The sequence below is a fragment of the Pseudarthrobacter cellobiosi genome (assembly GCF_023913755.1).
Taxonomy (GTDB): Bacteria; Actinomycetota; Actinomycetes; order Actinomycetales; family Micrococcaceae; genus Arthrobacter; species Arthrobacter cellobiosi.
Map to the genome: position 1 here is coordinate 48,217 of NZ_JAMXBJ010000035.1, position 19,737 is coordinate 67,953.

The 19,737-nt window shown below is 66.2% G+C and carries 19 protein-coding genes; 15 read left to right on the plus strand and 4 right to left on the minus strand.

Annotated features, from left to right (window positions below; genetic code table 11):
• Position 1: 1 nt before the first annotated feature.
• From rhaI to NG696_RS05355, 7 genes are all read left to right on the plus strand, one after another.
• Positions 2–1,168 carry an L-rhamnose isomerase gene (gene rhaI, locus NG696_RS05325; protein ID WP_252574546.1) on the plus strand — a complete coding sequence of 389 codons (1,167 nt, stop codon included), beginning with the start codon at positions 2–4 and terminating at the stop codon, positions 1,166–1,168.
• Positions 1,169–1,172: 4 nt separating this feature from the next.
• Positions 1,173–3,209 (plus strand): bifunctional aldolase/short-chain dehydrogenase, encoded by a 2,037-nt coding sequence (locus NG696_RS05330; protein ID WP_252574548.1) that lies wholly within the window; start codon positions 1,173–1,175, stop codon positions 3,207–3,209.
• On the plus strand, positions 3,206–4,699 hold the full coding sequence (locus NG696_RS05335) for a rhamnulokinase (RefSeq protein WP_252574550.1): 1,494 nt from the start codon (positions 3,206–3,208) through the stop codon (positions 4,697–4,699). The genes NG696_RS05330 and NG696_RS05335 overlap by 4 nt, the downstream gene beginning before the upstream one ends.
• Before the next feature lie 87 nt (positions 4,700–4,786).
• On the plus strand, positions 4,787–5,788 hold the full coding sequence (locus tag NG696_RS05340) for an acetylxylan esterase (RefSeq protein WP_252574552.1): 1,002 nt from the start codon (positions 4,787–4,789) through the stop codon (positions 5,786–5,788).
• A gap of 235 nt (positions 5,789–6,023) precedes the next feature.
• Positions 6,024–7,130, plus strand: coding sequence for a 3-deoxy-7-phosphoheptulonate synthase (locus tag NG696_RS05345; RefSeq protein ID WP_252574554.1), 1,107 nt, complete (start codon positions 6,024–6,026; stop codon positions 7,128–7,130).
• 142 nt (positions 7,131–7,272) lie between these two features.
• Positions 7,273–7,485: a helix-turn-helix domain-containing protein gene (locus NG696_RS05350; protein WP_043452394.1), complete on the plus strand. Its 213-nt coding sequence runs from the start codon at positions 7,273–7,275 to the stop codon at positions 7,483–7,485.
• Positions 7,486–7,642: 157 nt separating this feature from the next.
• A complete protein-coding gene (locus NG696_RS05355) occupies positions 7,643–7,741 on the plus strand; it encodes a 30S ribosomal protein bS22 (protein ID WP_003792170.1) in 99 nt (32 codons plus the stop codon).
• Between the two features lie 139 nt (positions 7,742–7,880).
• On the opposite strand, the gene NG696_RS05360 is transcribed toward NG696_RS05355, so the two are convergent.
• Positions 7,881–8,699 carry an HAD family hydrolase gene (locus NG696_RS05360; protein ID WP_252570282.1) on the minus strand — a complete coding sequence of 273 codons (819 nt, stop codon included), beginning with the start codon at positions 8,697–8,699 and terminating at the stop codon, positions 7,881–7,883.
• Between the two features lie 129 nt (positions 8,700–8,828).
• Between NG696_RS05360 and NG696_RS05365 the strand changes: the two genes are divergently transcribed.
• Both NG696_RS05365 and NG696_RS05370 read left to right on the plus strand, forming a co-directional pair.
• A complete protein-coding gene (locus NG696_RS05365; protein WP_252570280.1) occupies positions 8,829–9,104 on the plus strand; it encodes a glutaredoxin family protein in 276 nt (91 codons plus the stop codon).
• A 69-nt stretch (positions 9,105–9,173) separates the two neighbouring features.
• Positions 9,174–9,899, plus strand: a complete 726-nt coding sequence (locus NG696_RS05370) for a redox-sensing transcriptional repressor Rex (RefSeq protein ID WP_374211175.1) — start codon at positions 9,174–9,176, stop codon at positions 9,897–9,899.
• A gap of 57 nt (positions 9,900–9,956) precedes the next feature.
• On the opposite strand, the gene NG696_RS05375 is transcribed toward NG696_RS05370, so the two are convergent.
• From NG696_RS05375 to NG696_RS05385, 3 genes are all read right to left on the minus strand, one after another.
• Entirely contained in the window at positions 9,957–10,754 is a 798-nt protein-coding gene (locus NG696_RS05375) for a hypothetical protein (RefSeq protein WP_252574560.1), read from the minus strand.
• 181 nt (positions 10,755–10,935) lie between these two features.
• Positions 10,936–11,682 carry a hypothetical protein gene (locus NG696_RS05380; protein WP_252570274.1) on the minus strand — a complete coding sequence of 249 codons (747 nt, stop codon included), beginning with the start codon at positions 11,680–11,682 and terminating at the stop codon, positions 10,936–10,938.
• A 106-nt stretch (positions 11,683–11,788) separates the two neighbouring features.
• The gene (locus tag NG696_RS05385) at positions 11,789–12,337 is read right to left on the minus strand and encodes a YceI family protein (protein ID WP_252570272.1); all 549 of its coding nucleotides are present in this window, start codon (positions 12,335–12,337) and stop codon (positions 11,789–11,791) included.
• A 202-nt stretch (positions 12,338–12,539) separates the two neighbouring features.
• On the opposite strand from NG696_RS05385, the gene NG696_RS05390 reads away from it, so the two are divergent.
• From NG696_RS05390 to NG696_RS05415, 6 genes are all read left to right on the plus strand, one after another.
• Complete coding sequence (locus NG696_RS05390; protein ID WP_252570270.1) at positions 12,540–13,220, plus strand: histidine phosphatase family protein; 681 nt, start codon at positions 12,540–12,542, stop codon at positions 13,218–13,220.
• A gap of 1 nt (position 13,221) precedes the next feature.
• Positions 13,222–13,857 carry a TlpA family protein disulfide reductase gene (locus NG696_RS05395; protein WP_252574562.1) on the plus strand — a complete coding sequence of 212 codons (636 nt, stop codon included), beginning with the start codon at positions 13,222–13,224 and terminating at the stop codon, positions 13,855–13,857.
• 15 nt (positions 13,858–13,872) lie between these two features.
• Positions 13,873–14,628, plus strand: a complete 756-nt coding sequence (locus tag NG696_RS05400; RefSeq protein WP_252570266.1) for a cytochrome c biogenesis CcdA family protein — start codon at positions 13,873–13,875, stop codon at positions 14,626–14,628.
• Positions 14,628–16,370 carry a cytochrome c biogenesis protein ResB gene (gene resB / locus NG696_RS05405; RefSeq protein ID WP_252574563.1) on the plus strand — a complete coding sequence of 581 codons (1,743 nt, stop codon included), beginning with the start codon at positions 14,628–14,630 and terminating at the stop codon, positions 16,368–16,370. Before NG696_RS05400 ends, resB begins: the two co-directional genes overlap by 1 nt.
• Positions 16,370–17,506 carry a c-type cytochrome biogenesis protein CcsB gene (ccsB, locus tag NG696_RS05410; protein ID WP_252570263.1) on the plus strand — a complete coding sequence of 379 codons (1,137 nt, stop codon included), beginning with the start codon at positions 16,370–16,372 and terminating at the stop codon, positions 17,504–17,506. The genes resB and ccsB overlap by 1 nt, the downstream gene beginning before the upstream one ends.
• Before the next feature lie 112 nt (positions 17,507–17,618).
• A complete protein-coding gene (locus NG696_RS05415; protein ID WP_374211176.1) occupies positions 17,619–19,736 on the plus strand; it encodes an Hsp70 family protein in 2,118 nt (705 codons plus the stop codon).
• Position 19,737 lies beyond the last annotated feature (1 nt).

Here is a 19,737-nt window from a genome sequence, read left to right on the forward strand (position 1 = left end):
CGTGTCCATCCCGACCGACGTTTTGACCACGCTCGAACACCAGAGCATCGAACTGCCCTCCTGGGCCTTCGGTAACTCCGGCACCCGCTTCAAGGTATTCGCCACGCCCGGAACCCCGCGCACCATCGAAGAGAAACTCGCCGACGCCGCCCAGGTGAACGCCCTCACCGGCATGGCCCCCGCGGTTGCCCTGCACATACCCTGGGACAAGGTGGACGACTATGTTGCCCTGGCGGACTACGCCGCCGGTCTGGGCGTGAAACTGGGAACGGTCAACAGCAACACTTTCCAGGACGACGACTACAAGTTCGGCAGCCTCACGCATAGCGACCCGGCCGTGCGCCAGAAGGCCGTGGACCATATGTATGAGTGCCTTGAGGTAATGAACCAGACCGGTTCGCAGGACCTGAAGGTCTGGCTCGCGGACGGTACCAACTACCCGGGGCAGGGCAATATGCGCTCCCGCCAGGATTGGCTGGCTGAATCCCTGCGCAAGGTCTACGACCGGCTCGGCGACGACCAGCGGATGGTGCTGGAATACAAATTCTTCGAGCCGGCCTTCTACCACACGGACGTTCCCGACTGGGGCACCTCCTACGTGCACTGCCTGGCGCTGGGCGAGAAGGCGATGGTCTGCCTGGACACCGGCCACCATGCGCCGGGCACGAACATCGAGTTCATCGTGGCGCAGCTCCTGCGACTGGGCAAGCTCGGTTCGTTCGACTTCAACTCGCGCTTCTACGCCGATGACGACCTGATTGTCGGCGCAGCAGATCCGTTCCAGTTGTTCCGCATCATGGCCGAAGTGGTCCGTGGAGGTGGACTGCAGCCAGCCGCCGGCGTCGCGTTCATGCTGGACCAGTGCCACAACATCGAGGGGAAAATCCCGGGCCAGATCCGCTCCGTACTTAACGTGCAGGAAATGACGGCACGGGCACTGCTGGTGGACACCATCGCCTTGGACGCAGCGCAGAACTCCGGCGACGTGCTGGCCGCGAACGCGGTGCTGATGGACGCGTTCTACACGGATGTCCGCCCCGACCTGGCCGAATGGCGTGAATCCCGCGGCCTGCCCGCGGACCCGATGGCAGCCTTCGCCGCCAGCGGATACCAGGAGAAAATCAATACCGAACGCCAAGGCGGCCACCAGGCCGGATGGGGAGCCTAAGACCATGACGAATCCAACAATTGACCAACTGATAGCCCGTTCCAACCGCCTTGGCGCGGACAAGCGGAACACCAACTTCGCCGGCGGCAACACGTCTGCCAAGGGCACGGAAAAGGACCCGGTGACGGGCGAGGACGTCCGGCTGCTGTGGGTCAAGGGCTCCGGCGGGGACCTTGGCACGCTGAAGGCCGGGAACTTGGCGGTGCTGCGCCTGGACCGGCTGAACGCCCTGAAGAACGTCTACCCGGGTGTTGACCGTGAAGACGAGATGGTGGCCGCTTTTGATTACTGCCTGCACGGCAAGGGCGGCGCCGCGCCGTCGATTGATACCGCCATGCACGGGCTCGTGGACGCCGCCCATGTGGACCACCTGCACCCGGACTCCGGGATCGCCATTGCCACCGCGGTGGACGGCGAGGCCCTGACCACGAAGATCTTCGGCAACAAGGTTCTCTGGGTTCCGTGGCGCCGCCCCGGTTTCCAGCTGGGCCTGGACATCGCCGCGATCAAGGACGCGAACCCGCAGGCCATCGGCACCATCCTGGGCGGCCACGGCATCACCGCCTGGGGCGCCACCAGCGAAGAGGCCGAGGGCAATTCGCTGTGGATCATCGAACAGGCCGAGAAGTACATCAAGGACAACGGCAAGGCCGAACCGTTCGGCACCAAGCTGCCCGGCTTCGGCGCCCTGCCCGAGGCCGAGCGGAAGGCCAAAGCCGCCGCGCTCGCTCCGGTGATCCGCGGCCTGGCCTCCACGGACAAACCGCAGCTGGGGCACTTCAGTGATGACGCCGTCGTGCTTGACTTCCTGGAATCCGCAGAGCACCCGCGTCTTGGTGCGCTGGGCACGTCCTGCCCGGATCATTTCCTGCGTACCAAGGTCAAGCCGCTGATCCTGGACCTGCCCGCGGATGCCTCCATCGAGGACTCCATCGCCCGGCTGAAGGAACTCCACGCCGCTTACCGCGAGGACTATCAGGCCTACTACGACCGCCACGCGGTACCGGATTCCCCGGCGTTGCGCGGCGCGGACCCGGCCATCGTGCTGGTCCCGGGCGTGGGCATGTTCTCCTTCGGCGCCAACAAGCAGACCGCCCGCGTTGCCGGCGAGTTCTACCTCAACGCGATCAACGTCATGCGCGGCGCCGAGGCGATCTCCACCTACGCCCCGATCGAGGAATCCGAGAAGTTCCGGATCGAATACTGGTCCCTCGAGGAAGCCAAGCTCGCCCGCCTCCCGAAGCCCAAGTCGCACGCCTCCCGCATCGCGCTGGTCACGGGGTCGGCGTCGGGTATCGGCAAGGCCATCGCCACCCGGTTGGCGTCCGACGGCGCGTGCGTAGTCATTGCCGACCTGAACCTGGAGAACGCCCAGGCCGTCGCCGCGGAGCTGGGCGGCGCGGACGTCGCCATCGGTGTCCAGGCGGACGTGACAGACGAGGCGCAGATCGCCGCGGCGATCCAGGAAGCGGTGCTGGCGTTCGGCGGCCTGGACCTGGTGGTCAACAACGCCGGCTTGTCCATCTCCAAGCCGCTGCTGGAGACCACCGAAAAGGACTGGGACCTGCAACACAACGTGATGGCCAAGGGCTCCTTCCTGGTGTCGAAGGCCGCGGCGCAGGTCATGATCGCCCAGGACATGGGCGGGGACATCATCTACATCTCCTCGAAGAACTCCGTGTTCGCCGGCCCGAACAACATCGCCTACTCCGCCACCAAGGCTGACCAGGCGCACCAGGTCCGGCTCCTCGCGGCCGAACTGGGCGAATACGGCATCCGTGTCAACGGCATCAACCCCGACGGCGTGGTCCGCGGCTCCGGCATCTTCGCCGGCGGCTGGGGCGCCAAACGCGCCGCGGTCTACGGCGTGGACGAGCAGGAACTGGGCAAGTACTACGCCCAGCGCACCCTGCTCAAGCGCGAAGTCCTGCCCGAGCACGTGGCCAACGCCGCCGCCGTCCTCACCAGCAACGAACTGTCCCACACCACCGGCCTCCACATCCCCGTGGACGCTGGGGTGGCAGCAGCCTTCCTCCGATGAGCACCACCGAATCAGCCGCGAACACCGCCCCGGCCACGGCCGGGGCGGTGTTCGCCGCTGTCGACATCGGCGCCTCCTCCGGCCGGGTAATCCTCGGCCGGACCAAGGACGGCTCGTCCGCTACCGCGGACGGGAGCGTGGAGCTGGAGACGGTGCACCGTTTTCCCAACGGTGTGGTGGAGCTCGACGGCGGCCTCCGCTGGGATTTCGACGCCCTGTTCGCCGAAGTGCTCGCGGGCCTGACCGCCGCCGCCACCGTGGCGGCGGCGCAGGACGAAATTATCACCAGCATCGGGATCGACACTTGGGCGGTGGACTACGGCCTGGTCAACGCCGCCGGGGAACTCACGGCCCAGCCCTACAGCTACCGCGATGACCGCAGCCGCGCTGCCGTCGCGCCCGTGCACCAGAAACTGGATCCGGCCCGGCTCTACGCCACCACCGGGCTGCAGTTCCTGCAGTTCAACACCCTCTACCAGCTGGCCACGGAGCAGGAGCTGGACGGTTTGCAGGCGCTGCTCATCCCGGACCTCATCGCCTTCTTCCTTACGGGGCAGCGGCGCACGGAATCTACCAACGCCTCCACCACAGGTCTCTTTGATGCCGTCGCGGGGGAGTGGGCCACGGAATTCCTGACCGCCCTGGGCCTGCCCAAGAAGCTGTTCCCGCCACTGATCGAGCCCGGCGAAACCGTCGGCACGCTGCTGCCGGAGATCGCGTCCAGGGTGGGACTGCCGGCCGGCACCAAGGTGGTGGCCGTCGGCTCGCACGACACCGCCTCCGCCGTCGCCGCCGTCCCCGCCCAGGAGGAGGACTTCGCGTACATCTCCTCCGGCACCTGGTCCCTGGTGGGGCTGGAACTGAACCAGCCGGTCCTGACCGAGGCCAGCCGGGAGGCGAACTTCACCAATGAACGCGGCGTGGACGGCACTATCCGCTACCTGCGCAACATGGGCGGGTTGTGGCTGCTCAGCGAATGCCAACGGACCTGGGCCGCGGAGGGCAACACCTGGGAACTCGCTGATCTGCTCGACGCCGCCGCGGCCCTGCCCCCGGGCGGCCCGCAGATTAATCCGGACGATTCAGGGTTCATCGCCCCTGACAACATGCCCCACCGCATCCGCGCCACGGTCCGCCACACCGGGGACCTCCTGCCTGATGACCCGGCAGCCATTACACGCTGCATCATGGACAGCCTCGCCACCGGCTACGCGCGGGCCATCGCGGACGCCGAACGCCTGGCGGACCGCACCGTGGACGTGATCCATGTCGTTGGTGGCGGCTCCCAGAACGGGCTCCTCTGCCAGCTCACGGCCGACACCACCGGCAAGAAGGTGGTGGCAGGACCCGTAGAAGCGACCGCCGTCGGGAATGTCCTGGTCCAGGCCCGGGCAGCCGGCGTCGTCAGAGGCGGGCTCACGGAACTGCGCCGCCTGGTGGTGTCATCGCACGAGCTGCAGACGTTCACGCCGCAGCTCTCCCGCCTGTAACCGCCCACCACCCCCAGCGCCCACGATCCAGCGCGAACCACCCAGCGCGAAGGGACACTTGGGGCCCCAACCGGAGCGGACAGCAGTATGCCCCTCTTCGACCTTCCCCTTGACCAGCTCCGCAGCTACACCTCGAGGGTCACGCCGCCCGCCGACCTGCAGGACTTTTGGGACGCCACCCTCGACGAAGCCCGGTTGTTCCCGCTCAACGCAACGTTCGAGCCGGTGGAGAACCACTTGTCGGTCGTCGACACCTTCGACGTCACGTTCGCCGGCTACGGAGGTGCACCGATCAGGGGCTGGCTGCACCTCCCGGCGAATCGGCGCGCCGGAACCCGGCTGCCCGTCGTCGTCCAGTACATCGGCTACTCGGGCGGCCGCGGGCTGGTCAACCAGGACACCAAGTGGGCGCAGGCCGGCTACGCGCACTTCATTATGGACACCCGCGGCCAGGGCTACGGCGGGATCCTCGGCGAAACCGCCGATCCCCACCCGTCTGCGGGCGAGGTGGCCTACGCGGGGCTCATGACCAGGGGCGCCAACAGGCGCGAGGACTACTACTACCGCCGCGTATACGTGGACGCGTTCCGCGCGGTGGAAGCGGCGCAGTCCCACCCAGAGGTGGATCCTGCGCGCGTGGTCCTGGCCGGAATCAGCCAGGGCGGCGGCATTGTGGTGGCGGTTGCGGGGCTGGTGGCGGGAAGGCTCGACGGCGTCATCGCCGCGCTGCCCGACGTCCCCTTCCTGCAGGACTTCCCCAGGGCTATCGACATCGCGGCCCGCGGCCCCTATCCGGAAATCGCGGCCTTCATGGGCAGGCACCGGGACCGGTATGAGCCGATGCTCGCGGTCCTGAGCTATTTCGACGGCGTCAACCTCGCCCGGGCGGCCACCGTACCGGCCCTGTACTCGGTGGCGCAGATGGACGATGTCTGCCCGCCATCCACCGTGTTCGCCAGCTTCAATGCCTACGGCGGCGGCTCCGTGGCACAAAAGGACATCGAGGTCTACCGGTTTAACAACCACGAGGGCGGCCAGGAGCACCACTGGATAAGGCAACTGCAGTACCTCCGCGAGCTTCTGGGCTGACATCGCGCTGCGTTACGACAGTGGATTTTGCGGCGGTCACAGCCCGCGGTTATGGTTTGCCTATGACAAACCGTTGGTATGCGTATTTTTCGTTGGCTCTGGAGGAGCCCGCGTCTAACTGACACGCATCCATCTTCCTTCAGAGCCAACAGGGCAGAGATCATTCTCTGCCCTTCGCCATTTCTCCGGCGGGTTCTGATCTGGGCCCGCTTCCTATCTGGAACAGGACCCGAACATGAGCACCGCGACAGCCACTCCCTCAAAATCCACGTCCAATCTGCGCGTCAGCGAGTTCACGCCGCTGCCCACGCCACAGGAGCTCATTGCCGAGCTGCCCCTGGACGCCCGGGTGACGGACGTCGTCGAGCGTGGCCGTGACGAAGTCCGCGCCATCATGGACGGCGTGGACGACAGGCTGCTGGTCATCGTGGGCCCCTGCTCCATCCACGATCCCAAGGCAGGGCTGGAATACGCCCGCCGGCTGGTCAGCCAGGCCGAAAAGCACCGTGACGACCTCCTGATCGTGATGCGCACCTACTTCGAAAAGCCCCGCACGACGGTGGGCTGGAAGGGCCTGATCAACGATCCGCGCCTGGACGGCAGCCACGACATGGTCACCGGGCTCCGGACCGCCAGGGAGTTCCTGCAGCAGGTCACCGCGCTGGGACTGCCCACCGCCACCGAATTCCTGGAACCCATCAGCCCCCAGTACGTGGCGGACCTGATCTCCTGGGGAGCCATCGGGGCCCGCACCACCGAAAGCCAGATCCACCGCCAGCTTGCCTCCGGACTCTCCATGCCCATTGGATTCAAAAACGGGACCGACGGCGACCTCCAGGTAGCGTTCGACGCGTGCGGCGCCGCCGCTGCCGCTCAGGCATTCCTGGGGATCGACGGCGATGGCCGGGCCGCGCTGGTGGCCACCGCCGGGAACCCGGACACCCACGTCATCCTCCGCGGTGGACGCAAGGGGCCCAACTACTCGGCGGCCGACGTCGAAAGTGCTTCCGCCAAGCTCGCCGGCAAGGGGCTTAACCCCCGGCTGATCGTGGATGCCAGCCACGCCAACAGCGGCAAGAGCCACCACCGGCAGGCGGAAGTGGCGCTGGAAATCGGCGCGCAGCTGGAAGACGGCGGCGAGGCGGCACAGGCCATTGCGGGCGTCATGCTGGAGAGCTTCCTGGTGGGCGGTGCCCAGAACCTGGATGTCACCGAGCACGCGGCGGGCCGGGCGGAACTCGTCTACGGGCAGAGTGTCACGGACGCGTGCATGGATTGGGACGTCTCCGTTTCGGTCCTCGATCAGCTCGCGGCGTCTGCCAGGAAGCGCCGGACCGCTTAATGATTGCCCGGATGACTTTCACTACAGCCCCATGAACCTCTAGAGTATCTAACACATGGTTGGTGGATGGCTCAGCATCGGCACACCGCATATGAATCAAAGCTGGGGTACTGTCGTCATCCATCAGCAAAGGAATAGGGAAATGTCCGCAGAACAGAACTTCTCGAACGCGAAGTTCCTGACCGTGGCCGAAGTGGCCGAGGTCATGCGCGTCTCCAAAATGACCGTCTATCGGTTGGTCCACTCAGGCGAGATGCCCGCGGTGCGTTTCGGCCGGTCGTACCGGGTGCCGGAGAACGCCGTCGAGCAGTACCTCAAGGGTGCTGTGGTGGACGGGCACACCGAAACCGCCTGAGCATTACCTGCGGTCAGTGGGCATCGCCAAGAAGCGGTACCCTGTTAAGGAACGTTTTACGTCATTGTAAGAATCTGTCAGTTGTTTCAGTTCTGTAGCTCTGTCCACGGACCTTTTCCATCAGACAGGTACTGCATCTAGTTTGTGAGGAACTTTCGTGGGTTCAGTTATTAAGAAGCGTCGCAAGCGTATGGCCAAGAAGAAGCACCGCAAGTTGCTTCGTAAGACCCGTCACCAGCGCCGCAATAAGAAGTAGAGATACTTCAACAAGCGTGAAAATGCCCGTTGCCTCTTGGCAACGGGCATTTTTTGCGTGCCCGGCAACGGGGCGACCTTTGTCCCGCGTTCGGTCGCGATGCGCTCCTACGCGGAACACCGCGGCCGGGCAGTTGCCGCTAAGCCCGGGGGCCGCGCATCCGGGAGTACCCGCGCCAGAGCCCGTACACGGCGCCACCGGCCGTTGCTGCCTTGAGTCCCAGGGTGGCGGCGCGGCGGCCGGAACGGAAATCGTAGACCGGCCAGTTGTTGTCCCGTGCGTGGCGGCGGAGCCTGGCATCGGGATTGATGGCCACGGGATGCCCCACCACTGTCAGCAGCGGGATGTCATTGTAGGAGTCGCTGTAGGCCCAGCAGCGCTTGAGGTCCAGGCCTTCGGCGTCGGCCAGTTCCCGGACAGCCACGGCCTTGGCCGCGCCGTGCAGGATGTCACCCACCAGGCGGCCGGTGTACATGCCGTCGGCGATCTCGCCAACCGTGCCCAAGGCTCCGGTCAGGCCCAGCCTGGTGGAAATGACCGCGGCGACCTCAATGGGGGTTCCGGTGACCAGCCAGACCCGTCGGCCTACGCGCAGGTGCTGCTGCGCCAGTGCCTTGGCGCCGGGCCAGATCCTGGACGCGATCATTTCGTCGTAGACCTCTTCGCCCAAGGCTTTGACATCTTCCACCGTGATGCCGGCGGCGAGGGTGAGGGCGGAATCGCGGACGGCGTGGACGTCGTCCATGTTCTCGCCGCGCGCCACAAATTTGAACTGCTTCCACGCGAACCCCGCAGCCTGCCTCAGTGTAAAGGCGCCGCGTTGGTGCATCTTGCGGGCAACGTGGAAAAGGCTGGCGCCCTTCATGAGGGTGTTATCGACGTCGAAGAAGGCGGCTTCGCCGGTCTGCATCACCGCATCCGGCTGGGTCACCACAGCTACGTACTTCTCCTCGGGCATGTCCACGAGTCTAGTCAATACTCGGTGGCCAGGATTTCAGTACCAGTGCCCGCCCGATGCCCGCGCCGCCGCGTGCCCCGCCGTCGGCCCTGCCCTGTTCTCTGCCCTGAAGGGCGATACGGTTAAGGCATGGCAAAACCCGAGGTAGTCCTCATCACCAAAGCAGACTGTCACCTGTGCGCAGGGGCGCGCGACGCCGTCGGACGCGTTACTGCCGCGCTGGGACTCGGGTGGACGGAACAGCCGGTGGACGAACTGCCGGAACTGCGTGAGCGGTACGCGGAGGAAATCCCCGTAGTCCTGGTGGATGGAATCCAACGCGATTTCTGGAAGATCGACGAAGCCCGGCTGGAGCGCGTCCTCCAACGAGCCTTGGCCCAATGGGAAATCGGCCTCGCAGAATGACACCGGCTTTGTTGGCACCAGCGGCGGGGCTCTAGAGTGGAGTCACGACGCGATGGGATGGAGGGGATAGTGACTTCACTGGATTCATCTCCTCATGCTGTCCACGGTACAGAGGCTGGCCACAGTACACAGCCCGTCCACGGCGCCGAGTCCACCAAGGAAATACCGCCCGCGGCAGTGGCCCGGTTGACCATCTACCTGCGCGCCCTTAACACGCTGCTGTCCGACGGCGTCGAACGGGTATCGTCGGAATCGCTGGCGGAAGCGTCAGGCGTCAGCTCGTCAACCCTTCGCAAGGACCTTTCCTATGTGGGTTCCTACGGCACGCGCGGAGTGGGCTACGAAGTGCAGTACCTGAGCCGTCACATCTCCGCGGCACTGGGGCTGACCCATGACTGGAAGGTCGCCATTGTTGGCGCGGGTAACCTCGGCAAAGCCCTGGCCCGTTACGGCGGCTTCGAGTCCCGCGGTTTTGACGTGGTGGCAATTTTCGACGCCGACCAGATGGTGGTGGGCAATGAGGTGGGCTGGCTGCGTGTCAGCGACGCCGCGGACATGGAGGCCGTGCTGCAGCGGACGGGCGCCAACATGGTGGTCCTGGCACTTCCGGCCACCGTGGCGCAGGCCGTGTGCGACCGCGTGGTGGCGGCCGGTGTCCACAGCATCCTGAGCTTCGCCCCCGTTATGCTGCAGGTCCCCGAGGGCGTCAACCTCCGCAAGGTGGACATGGCCACCGAACTGCAGATCCTCGCCTATCACGCACAACGGGCGCAGACCCCGGACCAGACCGCCTAGATCTTCGGCGGCTGGTGGGGTCCACGCCCGTTCGGGTGTGGATGCGACTCGTTGGTACTACTGTCCGTAGGGGTTGCCAGGCGTGGTGCCCGGGGCGCCGTACGGGTTAGCGAACGGCTGCTGCTTGCGGAAGTACGGGGCCGCGGCCGGCAGGTAGAGCAGCACGATCGCTGCGATCCCGGCCAGCGTTCCCACGGTTCCGAGGCTCGGTGGTCCGAAGAGGCCGAAAATGGACAGTGCCGCGAAAACGGTGCCGAGGATGCGGGCCCAGTTCTTGCCCTTACGGACGAAGAACGCCACCAGCGCGTACAGCCCAGCGCCGATGATGGCGAAGACTACGAGCGACCCGGCGAGGACACCCTTGAAATCGTCGAATGCAAACTCCGTGCCGGAAGCGCCACCGCTGCGCATGGCGTCTTCGAAGGCGCGGCGCATCGCCGGGTCATCGAGCATGCCAATGCCCATGAGCAGGCTGATGACATACACGACACCCGCGCCAATCAGCAGCCAGAACGAGATGTTGACCAGCTGGGGAACCCCGTTGGATCCCGTGGCCTGCGGCTGTTCGGACGGGTACTGCGCGTAGGGGGACTGCCCGTACGGCTGCTGGCCATAGGGCGGAGGCGTGGGCTGGCCGAACTGCGGCGGGCTGTTCTGCCCGTACTGCGGGGCGTTCTGCCCGTACTGCGGCGCCGGCGGCGTGGGCTGCCCGAACTGCGGGGCGTTCTGCCCGTACTGTGGCGCCGGCGGTGTGGGCTGCCCGAACTGCGGGCTGTTCTCGCCGTAGCGGGGCGCTGGCGGCTGGTTGCCGGGCTCGGGCTCGTTCGGGACGGGAGGCGGGACAGGCGTGCTCATGAGCGGTCCTTTGCAGGTCGGATGTCAGTTCGGCTGCTGGGTGCAGTCCAACTGGCCTGCCCCCCAGTAAGGCTTACTTCCCACCGTACCCCCGGCGGGGGTCGCGGGGGATCATTCCGGAGAGGTATTCCCACAGAACTCAGGGCGGGTCGCGCAAGACTGTGTTTCTGCTGGATCCGGTCTACGCGCGGCCCTTGACGGCGATGAACCAGGCCTGCGAGTTCGGCAGCCACATCAGGACGGTAGCCGCGGCGGAGATGAGGAAGCCGAGCCAGTTGTTACCGATGCTGCTGCCGCCGCCCACGCTGCCGCCGAGCACGGCGAGCACCAGCGAAACGCCGGCCACGATGGTGAGCGCTAGGCGCGCCCATTCCTTGCCCTCCTTCATCCTCAGGACCAGGACAACCTGGGCCGCCGCCAGGGCCAGTGCCACCAGCACCAAAACGAGGACCACCGCAGCCAGGGCGGGTGCCACGGTGAACAATGCCAGCGTGGCAAGCATCCCGAAGAGACCGCCCAACACACCGAGCATGCCGCCGATGAGCCAGATCCAGTACGACACCTTGAGCTCGGTGGGCAGCCCGGTCACGCTGAACATGCCGGAGAAACCGCCCTTGGGCATAACGTCGTTGAAGTTGCGGGGGCCGTCGGTGGGCATCGCAAATTGGAAGCCGCCCGGCTGGCCGGGCTGGTTGTACGGCTGCCCGGGCTGGCCATCCGGCTGTCCTGGCTGCGGGTAACCCTGCGGCGGCTGGTAGGCCTGTCCTGGCTGCGGGTAACCCTGCGGCGGCTGGTAGCCCGCGGGGGGAACGTTGCCGGCAGGAGGAACGTTGCTGGCAGGCGGCTGAGTGGCAGGCGGCTGGGCACCGGGCTGCTCAGCGCCGGGCTGCTGGGGCTGCTGGGGCTGTGGTACTTCACTGTTGCTCATGGGTCTCACTGTAGACCGCGTGTCCGCCTGTATCTAGGGGATAAAACAAAGCACCCCGGCCGCCAGATTCCGTGGAAATGGCGGCCGGGGTGCTTCAGGAAGAAAACTATGCTGCGGGTGCGATGAACGCGAGCTCCAGGTTGATGGCAACCTTGTCGCTGACCAGCACGCCGCCGGCTTCCAGCACAGCGTTCCAAGTCAGGCCGAAGTCTTTGCGGCTGATGGTGGTTTCAGCGGAGACGCCGGCGCGGGTCATGCCGAACGGGTCCACGGCCACGCCGTTGAACTCGGTCTCAAGGGCAACAGGACGGGTGACACCCTTGATGGTGAGGTCCCCGGTCAGCTCGTAGCTGTTGCCCTTGGCCACGAGGCCGTTGGAGACGAAGGAGATTTCCGGGAAGGCCTCGACGTCGAAGAAGTCTTCGCCGCGGACATGGCCGTCACGGTTGACATCGCCGGAGTCGAAGCTGGCGGTCTGGATGGTGGCGCTGATCTTGGAATCGGCCACGTTGTCGGCGAGGTCCAGGGTTGCCACGGCATCCTTGAACTGGCCGCGGACCTTGCTGATGCCTGCGTGCCGGACGGTGAAGGCGATCTCGCTGTGCGAGTTGTCGAGGGTCCAGGTGCCGGTGGTGACGTCTGCGGGAAGAGTCATGGTGTTTCTCCTTGGGTTTGTCGGGTGGTACTTCCGGATAGCTTGACGCTTCATCTGTTGAATCCTCAACTATCCGCTGCATTCAGTATAAACATGCGTTTGCATGTTTTGTTCCCGGTTCCGGAACATTTTTCCAAAAGTTTGAGTTCTACTGGATGTAGAAGATTTCGGATAGCACGCCATCTTTGAGAAACTGGTAAACATGCCCCAATCCACTGTCCATCTGCTCCGCCACGGCGAGGTCCACAATCCTGACCGCGTTCTGTACGGCAGGCTGCCCGAATTCCACCTCTCCGAGCTGGGCCGGGAAATGGCGCAGATGCTCGCCGACCACTTCGCCGAGCGTGCCGCGCGCGGGGCCAGGATCGTCTACCTCGCGGCGTCGCCGCTGGTCAGGGCGCAGGAAACAGCGGCTCCCGCCGCTGAGGCGCTTGGTCTGGAAATCCACACAGACGGCCGCATCATTGAAGCGGAAAACTACTTCCAGGGCATGAAGGTCACCAAGGCCGAGCTCCGGAAGCCCAAGCACTGGCCGCACCTGGTCAACCCGTTCCGGCCGTCCTGGGGCGAACCGTACAAGGCGCAGGCCGCGCGCGTCAGGTCAGCTGTTGAGGACGCCCGGCTCCGAGCCATCGAACTGGCCGCCGGCGACTACGGAACCGACGGCCCGGAAGCCATTATGGTCAGCCACCAGCTCCCCATCTGGGCCACCCGCCTCAGCGCCGAAGGCCGGCCGCTGTGGCATGACCCGCGCAAACGCGAGTGCACGCTGACGTCCATCACGTCCCTGGTGTTCGACGACGACGGCTCGCTCCTGCGCGTTGAGTACAGTGAGCCCGCTGCCGCACTTCTTCCCGGTGCCGCCAGCACCCCCGGAGCCTGACATGACGAACAACCGCACAACATCCCGTGCTGTTTCAAGCGCGACATCCCGCCGTGCCGTACTCGCTGCTGGCGGCGCCGCCCTGACCGCCCTGACCCTGGGGCTGTCCGCCTGTGCGCAGGAAGACGCCCTTGCCAAGCAGGCCAAAGCCGGCGACAACAAGAACTACGTGGCCGGGGACGGCTCGGTGACCGAGTTCACCGCCTCGGACCGAAAGGCCGCCGTCGCCATTAACGGCACGCTGTTCAACGGCACCCAGATAGCCCCAGCGGACTTCCAGGGCAAGGTGACGGTCCTGAACTTCTGGTTCGCCGCCTGCGCACCCTGCCGCGTTGAAGCACCCATCCTGGAAGAGCTGCACCAGGGCTTCAAGGACCAGGGCGTGCAGTTCTTCGGCGTCAACCTCCGCGACGAAAAAGGCACCGCAGAGGCCTTCGACAAGACCTTCAACCTGTCCTACCCCAGCTTCGACGACAAGAACGGCGGCGTGCTCCTGGCCGTCTCCGGGCTGGTCCCGCCGGGGGCAGTCCCCACCACGCTGGTCCTGGACAAGCAGGGCCGCGTGGCCTCGCGAGTGCTGGGCGAAATCCAGAAGGGCACCCTCAAAGCCCTCATCACCGCCGCTGTGGCAGAGTAGCGGCGGCCCCGGACCGTGAACAGCCCCTTCGCCGAAACCATCCTGAACGGCTCGCTCCTGCTTGCCATCCCGGTGGCGCTGCTCGCCGGCCTGGTGTCCTTCCTGTCGCCGTGCGTGCTGCCCCTGGTGCCCGGCTACCTGGGTTACGTCACCGGCCTGAGCGGCGTGGACCTGGAGAAGCAGAAGCGCGGCCGGATGCTTGTGGGCATCGGGCTTTTTGTGCTGGGATTCTCGGTGATTTTTGTGCTGCTGGGCGGCGCGTTCGGCCAGCTCGGCACCCTGATCACCGGCTCGCAGAATGCCTGGATCACCCAACTGCTGGGGCTCCTGGTCATCCTCATGGGCGTAGTGTTTATGGGCGGTTTCGGCTGGCTGCAGCGTGATGCGAAGATCCATGCCAAGCCGCCGGCCGGCCTGTGGGGCGCGCCGTTGCTGGGCCTCACGTTCGGCCTGGGCTGGGCCCCGTGCATCGGGCCCACCTACTCTGCCGTCCAGCTCCTGAGCCTGTCCGGCGGTTCCTCCGCAGCCAAGGGTGCCTTCCTGGCATTTGTCTACAGCCTGGGCCTGGGCATCCCGTTCCTGCTGATCGCCCTGGCGGTGCGACGCGGCATGGGCGTGATGTCCTTCTTCCGCACGCACCGCCTGGCCATCCAGCGGATCGGCGGCGGGATCCTGGTGGTGCTGGGCCTGCTGATGGCCAGCGGCGTCTGGGGCACCTGGGTCACCGAGTTGCAGTACTGGTTCCAAACCGATGTGAAGTTGCCGATCTGATGAGCGAGCGCGTGAAAGCAAACAAGAAGTCCCCGGCACCCATTGCCGCAGCCAAAACTGAGGCGGCGCTGCCAGTCCTGGGGCCGGTGCAGATGCTGCGTTGGGCCTGGACCCAGCTGACCAGCATGCGCACGGCGCTGTTCCTGCTGCTGCTCCTGGCCGTTGCCGCGGTGCCCGGTTCGCTGTTCCCGCAGCGCCCGGCCAACCCGTCCATCGTGACGCAGTACATCAAGGACAACCCGGACTACGGGAAGCTGCTGGACACCCTGCAGCTCTACGACGTCTATTCCTCAGCGTGGTTCTCGGCCATCTACATCCTGCTGTTCATCTCGCTGATCGGCTGTGTGGTCCCACGCGCCATCGCCCATTACAAGGCCATGCGCTCCCAGCCGCCGCGGACCCCCAAACGTCTCTCCCGCCTCCCCGAGTACGGCACCCTGGTGGTTCCCGCCGACGCCGGCCTCCCGGCGTCGGACGCCATCCGCAGTGCCGCCGGGGTGCTGAAGAAGCGCGGCTACCGCGTTGAAGTGAGGGACGACGGCGGCGCGCGGCCGTCTTTGGGCGCCGAACGCGGCTTCGCCAAGGAAGTGGGGAACCTGGTGTTCCACACGTCGCTGATCGGCGTGCTGGTGTCCGTGGCCGTGGGCGGCCTGTTCGGCTACAGCGGCCAGCGCATCCTGGTGGAGGGCGACACCTTCGTGAACACCCTGGTGGGCTACGACCAGTTCACCCCCGGCACCAACTTCCAGTCCAGCAAGCTGCAGCCGTACTCCATCCAGCTGGACAAATTCGATGTCTTGTTTGACCGCGAATCACCAGGCAAAATCGGTCAGCCCATCGACTTCAACGCCGAAGTCACCACCCGGGAAACCCCGGACTCGCCCGCCAAGCAGGAAGTCCTGAAGGTCAACGAGCCCGTGACCCTGGGCGGCACCAGCATCTACCTCACCGGCAACGGCTACGCGCCCGTGGTGACCATCCGTGACGGCGCCGGCAACGTGGCCATGCAGGGTCCCGTGGTGGCCAAGCTCCAGGGTGACAACTACTACTCGTCCCTGGTGATCAAGGTCCCCGACGCACGGCCTGAACAGCTGGGCTTCGTGGGGTTCTTCCTGCCCACGGCGTTTGTCACCGAGGAGGGGGTGTCCTTCAGCGGCGATCCGGACCTGTTCAACCCGCGGCTGACCCTGAACTCGTACTTCGGGGACCTTGGCTTGGACGCTGGCTCGCCGCAGAACGTCTTTGAATTGGACGTCAGTGACCTCACGCCGCTGAACGCCCGCAACCTGGACGCCGGCGGCATTACCCTGGCGCCGGGCAGCACCTATACACTGCCGGATGGTAAGGGCAGCATCAGCTTTGACAGCGTGAAGCGGTACGTGGGCGTGGACATCCACCACAACCCGGGCCAGCTCTACGCCCTCATTTTCGCGTTGCTGGCCGTGGGCGGCCTGATCGTCTCGCTCTACGTGAACCGGCGCCGCGTCTGGGTGCGGACCGGGACCCACGAGGACGGCCGGACCATGGTGGAGTATGGCTTGCTTGCCCGCGGTGAGGACCACCGGCTCGCCGCGGAAGCGGTTGCCGTTAGGAAGCTGCTGTCCGAAGAGTGGCAGCTTGCGGATTCTGATTCCGATTCCGACTCCAGCGTCACCCAGCAAACTCCCAGCCGCCAGGACGATAATGGCGCAGACTCGCTCACCTCCCCAGCTGGCCCCACCGGGCCGAAAAAGGACCAGTAATGCCGTTCGCCATCAACGAAACCATGGGCCAGTACAGCGAGCTGTTTATGCTGCTCGCCGCCGGCACGTACACCGTGGCCTTCATCGCCTTCGCCTGGGACCTCGCGAAGAGCAGCAGGGCGCTGCGCGCCGTGGACCTGAAAGCGGCCGAGGCTGCCGGTACCAAGGTGCCCGCGATGGCCGGCGCCGGTGCGTCTGTTGGCGCGTCTGCTGGCTCAGCCGGCGCAGCGGACAGGGTAGTAACGGACAGGGTGGACTCGCACCTGGCCGGACCGGTGGGACGGGCCGAGCGGCCGTCGTCGTCCGTTGCCAAGCGCGGAGGCGACGCTTCCGGGGCCGGGCAGACGGCCGACGCCGATATGCGCTACGCCGCGGAACGGCGCGTTCCGGCGCGTGTTGCCGTTGCCCTGACCGTTCTCGGCGTGCTGATCCATGCCGCCGGCGTCATCACGCGTGCCGTGGGTGCAGGCCGGGTGCCGTGGGGCAACATGTACGAGTTCCTGACCACGGGCGCTTTTGTGGCCGTGGCCGTGTTCCTGCTGGTACTGATCCGCCGTGACCTGCGGTTCCTTGGCACGTTTGTGGTGGGCCTGGCCATCATCATGCTGGTGGCCGCCTCGGTGGCCTACTGGACCCCCGTGGGCCACCTGGTCCCGGCGCTGCAGAGCTACTGGCTGATCATCCACGTCTCCATCGCGGTGCTCTCCTCCGCGCTCTTCACCCTCACGTTCGCCATGTCCGCCCTCCAGCTCGTGCAGTCCCACCGGCAAAAGACGGTGGCTGCCGGCGGCGCTGACAAGCTTGGTTTTATGCGGTTGGTTCCCTCGGCACTGAGTCTGGAAAACCTGTCCTACCGGATCAACGCCATCGCCTTCATCGGCTGGACGTTCACCCTCATGTTCGGTGCCATCTGGGCTGAAAAAGCCTGGGGCCGGTTCTGGGGCTGGGACACCAAGGAAGTCTGGACCTTTGTGATCTGGGTGGTCTACGCGGGCTACCTGCACGCCCGCGCCACCCGCGGCTGGACCGGCACCCGCGCCGCCTGGCTGTCGATCGTGGGCTACCTGTGCGTGGTCTTCAACTTCACCATCGTGAACCAGTTCTTTAATGGCCTGCATTCCTACTCGGGCCTCTGAGCAGTGGTTTCTCCGGAGTCCCCCCTCAAACTGCCTCTAATACGCCAATCGATGTACGAATAAGGGTGTTGTCGGGCAAGCGGTGATGCTACCTTGGTGGGAGTTGTCAGTGATGAAGCTCGCAGACAACTCGCTGCGTTTTGCCGAGGTGCCCATGAGCTATGTTCTCGCCGTTGATGTCGGGACGAGTTTCACCGCCGCCGCCATAGTCCGAATTGATCACAATGATTCGCGTGTTCCGGAGAGCCTGCCGCTGGGGCTCCGCGGAACGGCTGTTCCTTCTGTGGTCTACTACCCCGAGGAAGGCCCCATCCTCGTGGGGGAGGCGGCCGAACGCCGCGGCCTTGACTCTCCGGAGCGGGTGGTGCGGGAGTTCAAAAGGCGGGTCGGAGACGACGTCCCCATTGCGGTAGGCACGCTGTCCCTCCCCGCTGAGGAAATCTTCGCCACCATGGCGCGCTGGGTCGCAGACCGGGCTGAAGAGCGCGAAGGCGCGCCGCCGTCGGACATCATCCTTTCCTACCCGGCCTCCTGGGGCGCGCACCGCACGGAGCTTATCCTCGCGGCCCTTGCGGCCAAGAGCCTCGCCAACGTCACCCTGATCAGCGAGCCGGAAGCGGCGGCGCTGCACTACGCCGCACAGGTGCGGGTGGAGGATGGCAGTACCATCGCCGTCTACGACCTCGGTGGCGGGACCTTCGACACCGCAGTCCTGAAGAAAGCGGACGCTGGCCACTTTGAATTACTGGGCCGTCCCGAAGGGATCGAGGGGCTGGGCGGCGCCGACTTCGACGCGGCCGTCCTGCGGTACGTTGCCGACCACGCCGGGCAGGGCCTGGCCAATCTTGACCCGTCGGCGCCCGGCGCGCTGGCAGCCTTGGCGCGCCTGCGGCGGGAGTGTGTGGAAGCCAAGGAGGCGCTGTCTGCGGACAGCGAGGCCAGCATTTCGGTTCTGATGCCGGGGATCCAGCAGCAGGTGCGGCTGGTCCGGTCCGAATTCGAGGCCATGATCAGCGAGCCCATCCGGGAGACAGTGGACGCCCTGGAGCGTTCGCTGCAGGACCTCGGGCTCACCCCGGCTGACCTGTCCGCGGTGCTTCTCATCGGCGGCTCGTCGCGGATTCCCCTCGTGGCCCAGCTGATTTCGGAGCAGCTGGACCGGCCCATCGCCGTGGACGCCGATCCCAAGTCATCCATCTGCCTCGGCGCCGCCATTGCCGCCCTCCGCGCGCAGCCGGAGGTGACCGCGCAGCCCGCTGCCTTGACCGCACAGCCACCCCCCGCCGTCGTCCTCACGCAGGCTGACGTGCATCCTGGAGTTGCCGGCCAACGAGCCAGCTGGTCCCGGCATGCCGACGCCGGTGCCCATGCCGCCGGTGCACACGCCGCCTGGCGCAAGGGCGGAGCGCATGGCGGCGCGCACGGACCGCGCTCGACCGTGCGGTTGACTGCGGTTGCAGCCGTGGCCGCGCTCTTCACCGGGCTCACAGCGACGGCAGCCCAGAGCCCGGACGGGCTCGGCAGCCTTACGGCGATGTTCGTCCCGTCAGCAGATGCAGCGAAGGAGACCCCAAACGCTGCTCCTCCTGGCGGAACCGGCGGTCCCGGCGCCGGTGGCCCCGCGGCAGGAGCAGGCGCGGCGCAGGCCCCGGTGCAGGGGATTGAAGCCAGCGCCAGGCCGAAGGACAGCGGTGCGGCGTCCAGTTCCGCGGGACTGGACATTGCTGCCTCGCCCACCAGCAGGCCACCTACCGAAGCAGGCCAACCAGCCGCCGGCGAGGCCGTTGCCGGGACGGGCACCTCAGGTGAGCCTGCACAGGGTTCCGGAGGCTTCACCCCGGGTCCGGTGACCAACCCTACGACGGATCCGGGACCCGGCCCTGATCCTTTGCCCATCGACCCCGTTCCGGACCCCACCACTGACCCGGCCCCGGATCCTACGACCGACCCGGTTCCGGATCCTACGACGGATCCTACGACGGATCCGACCACTGACCCGGCCCCGGATCCGACGACGGATCCTGCGCCGGACCCGACCACCGACCCGGCCCCGGATCCGACGACGGATCCTGCGCCGGACCCGACGACGTACCCGGCCCCGGCCCCCGAGCCGACGACGGATCCTGCGCCGGTGCCCGAGCCGACGACGGATCCTGCGCCGGTGCCCGACCCGTTCGCGGAACCGTCACCCACCATGGATCCCGCGCCAACCACCGAGCCAGCGGTCTGAG

What these genes read in the sequence shown, in the direction of transcription:
- NG696_RS05330 (WP_252574548.1), top strand. Translation starts at nt 1,173, where the DNA reads ATGACGAATCCAACAATTGACCAACTGATAGCCCGTTCCAACCGCCTT.
- NG696_RS05335 (WP_252574550.1), top strand. Translation starts at nt 3,206, where the DNA reads ATGAGCACCACCGAATCAGCCGCGAACACCGCCCCGGCCACGGCCGGG.
- NG696_RS05340 (WP_252574552.1), top strand. Translation starts at nt 4,787, where the DNA reads ATGCCCCTCTTCGACCTTCCCCTTGACCAGCTCCGCAGCTACACCTCG.
- NG696_RS05345 (WP_252574554.1), top strand. Translation starts at nt 6,024, where the DNA reads ATGAGCACCGCGACAGCCACTCCCTCAAAATCCACGTCCAATCTGCGC.
- NG696_RS05350 (WP_043452394.1), top strand. Translation starts at nt 7,273, where the DNA reads ATGTCCGCAGAACAGAACTTCTCGAACGCGAAGTTCCTGACCGTGGCC.
- NG696_RS05360 (WP_252570282.1), bottom strand. Translation starts at nt 8,699, where the DNA reads ATGCCCGAGGAGAAGTACGTAGCTGTGGTGACCCAGCCGGATGCGGTG.
- NG696_RS05365 (WP_252570280.1), top strand. Translation starts at nt 8,829, where the DNA reads ATGGCAAAACCCGAGGTAGTCCTCATCACCAAAGCAGACTGTCACCTG.
- NG696_RS05375 (WP_252574560.1), bottom strand. Translation starts at nt 10,754, where the DNA reads ATGAGCACGCCTGTCCCGCCTCCCGTCCCGAACGAGCCCGAGCCCGGC.
- NG696_RS05380 (WP_252570274.1), bottom strand. Translation starts at nt 11,682, where the DNA reads ATGAGCAACAGTGAAGTACCACAGCCCCAGCAGCCCCAGCAGCCCGGC.
- NG696_RS05385 (WP_252570272.1), bottom strand. Translation starts at nt 12,337, where the DNA reads ATGACTCTTCCCGCAGACGTCACCACCGGCACCTGGACCCTCGACAAC.
- NG696_RS05390 (WP_252570270.1), top strand. Translation starts at nt 12,540, where the DNA reads ATGCCCCAATCCACTGTCCATCTGCTCCGCCACGGCGAGGTCCACAAT.
- NG696_RS05395 (WP_252574562.1), top strand. Translation starts at nt 13,222, where the DNA reads ATGACGAACAACCGCACAACATCCCGTGCTGTTTCAAGCGCGACATCC.
- resB (WP_252574563.1), top strand. Translation starts at nt 14,628, where the DNA reads ATGAGCGAGCGCGTGAAAGCAAACAAGAAGTCCCCGGCACCCATTGCC.
- ccsB (WP_252570263.1), top strand. Translation starts at nt 16,370, where the DNA reads ATGCCGTTCGCCATCAACGAAACCATGGGCCAGTACAGCGAGCTGTTT.
- NG696_RS05415 (WP_374211176.1), top strand. Translation starts at nt 17,619, where the DNA reads ATGAAGCTCGCAGACAACTCGCTGCGTTTTGCCGAGGTGCCCATGAGC.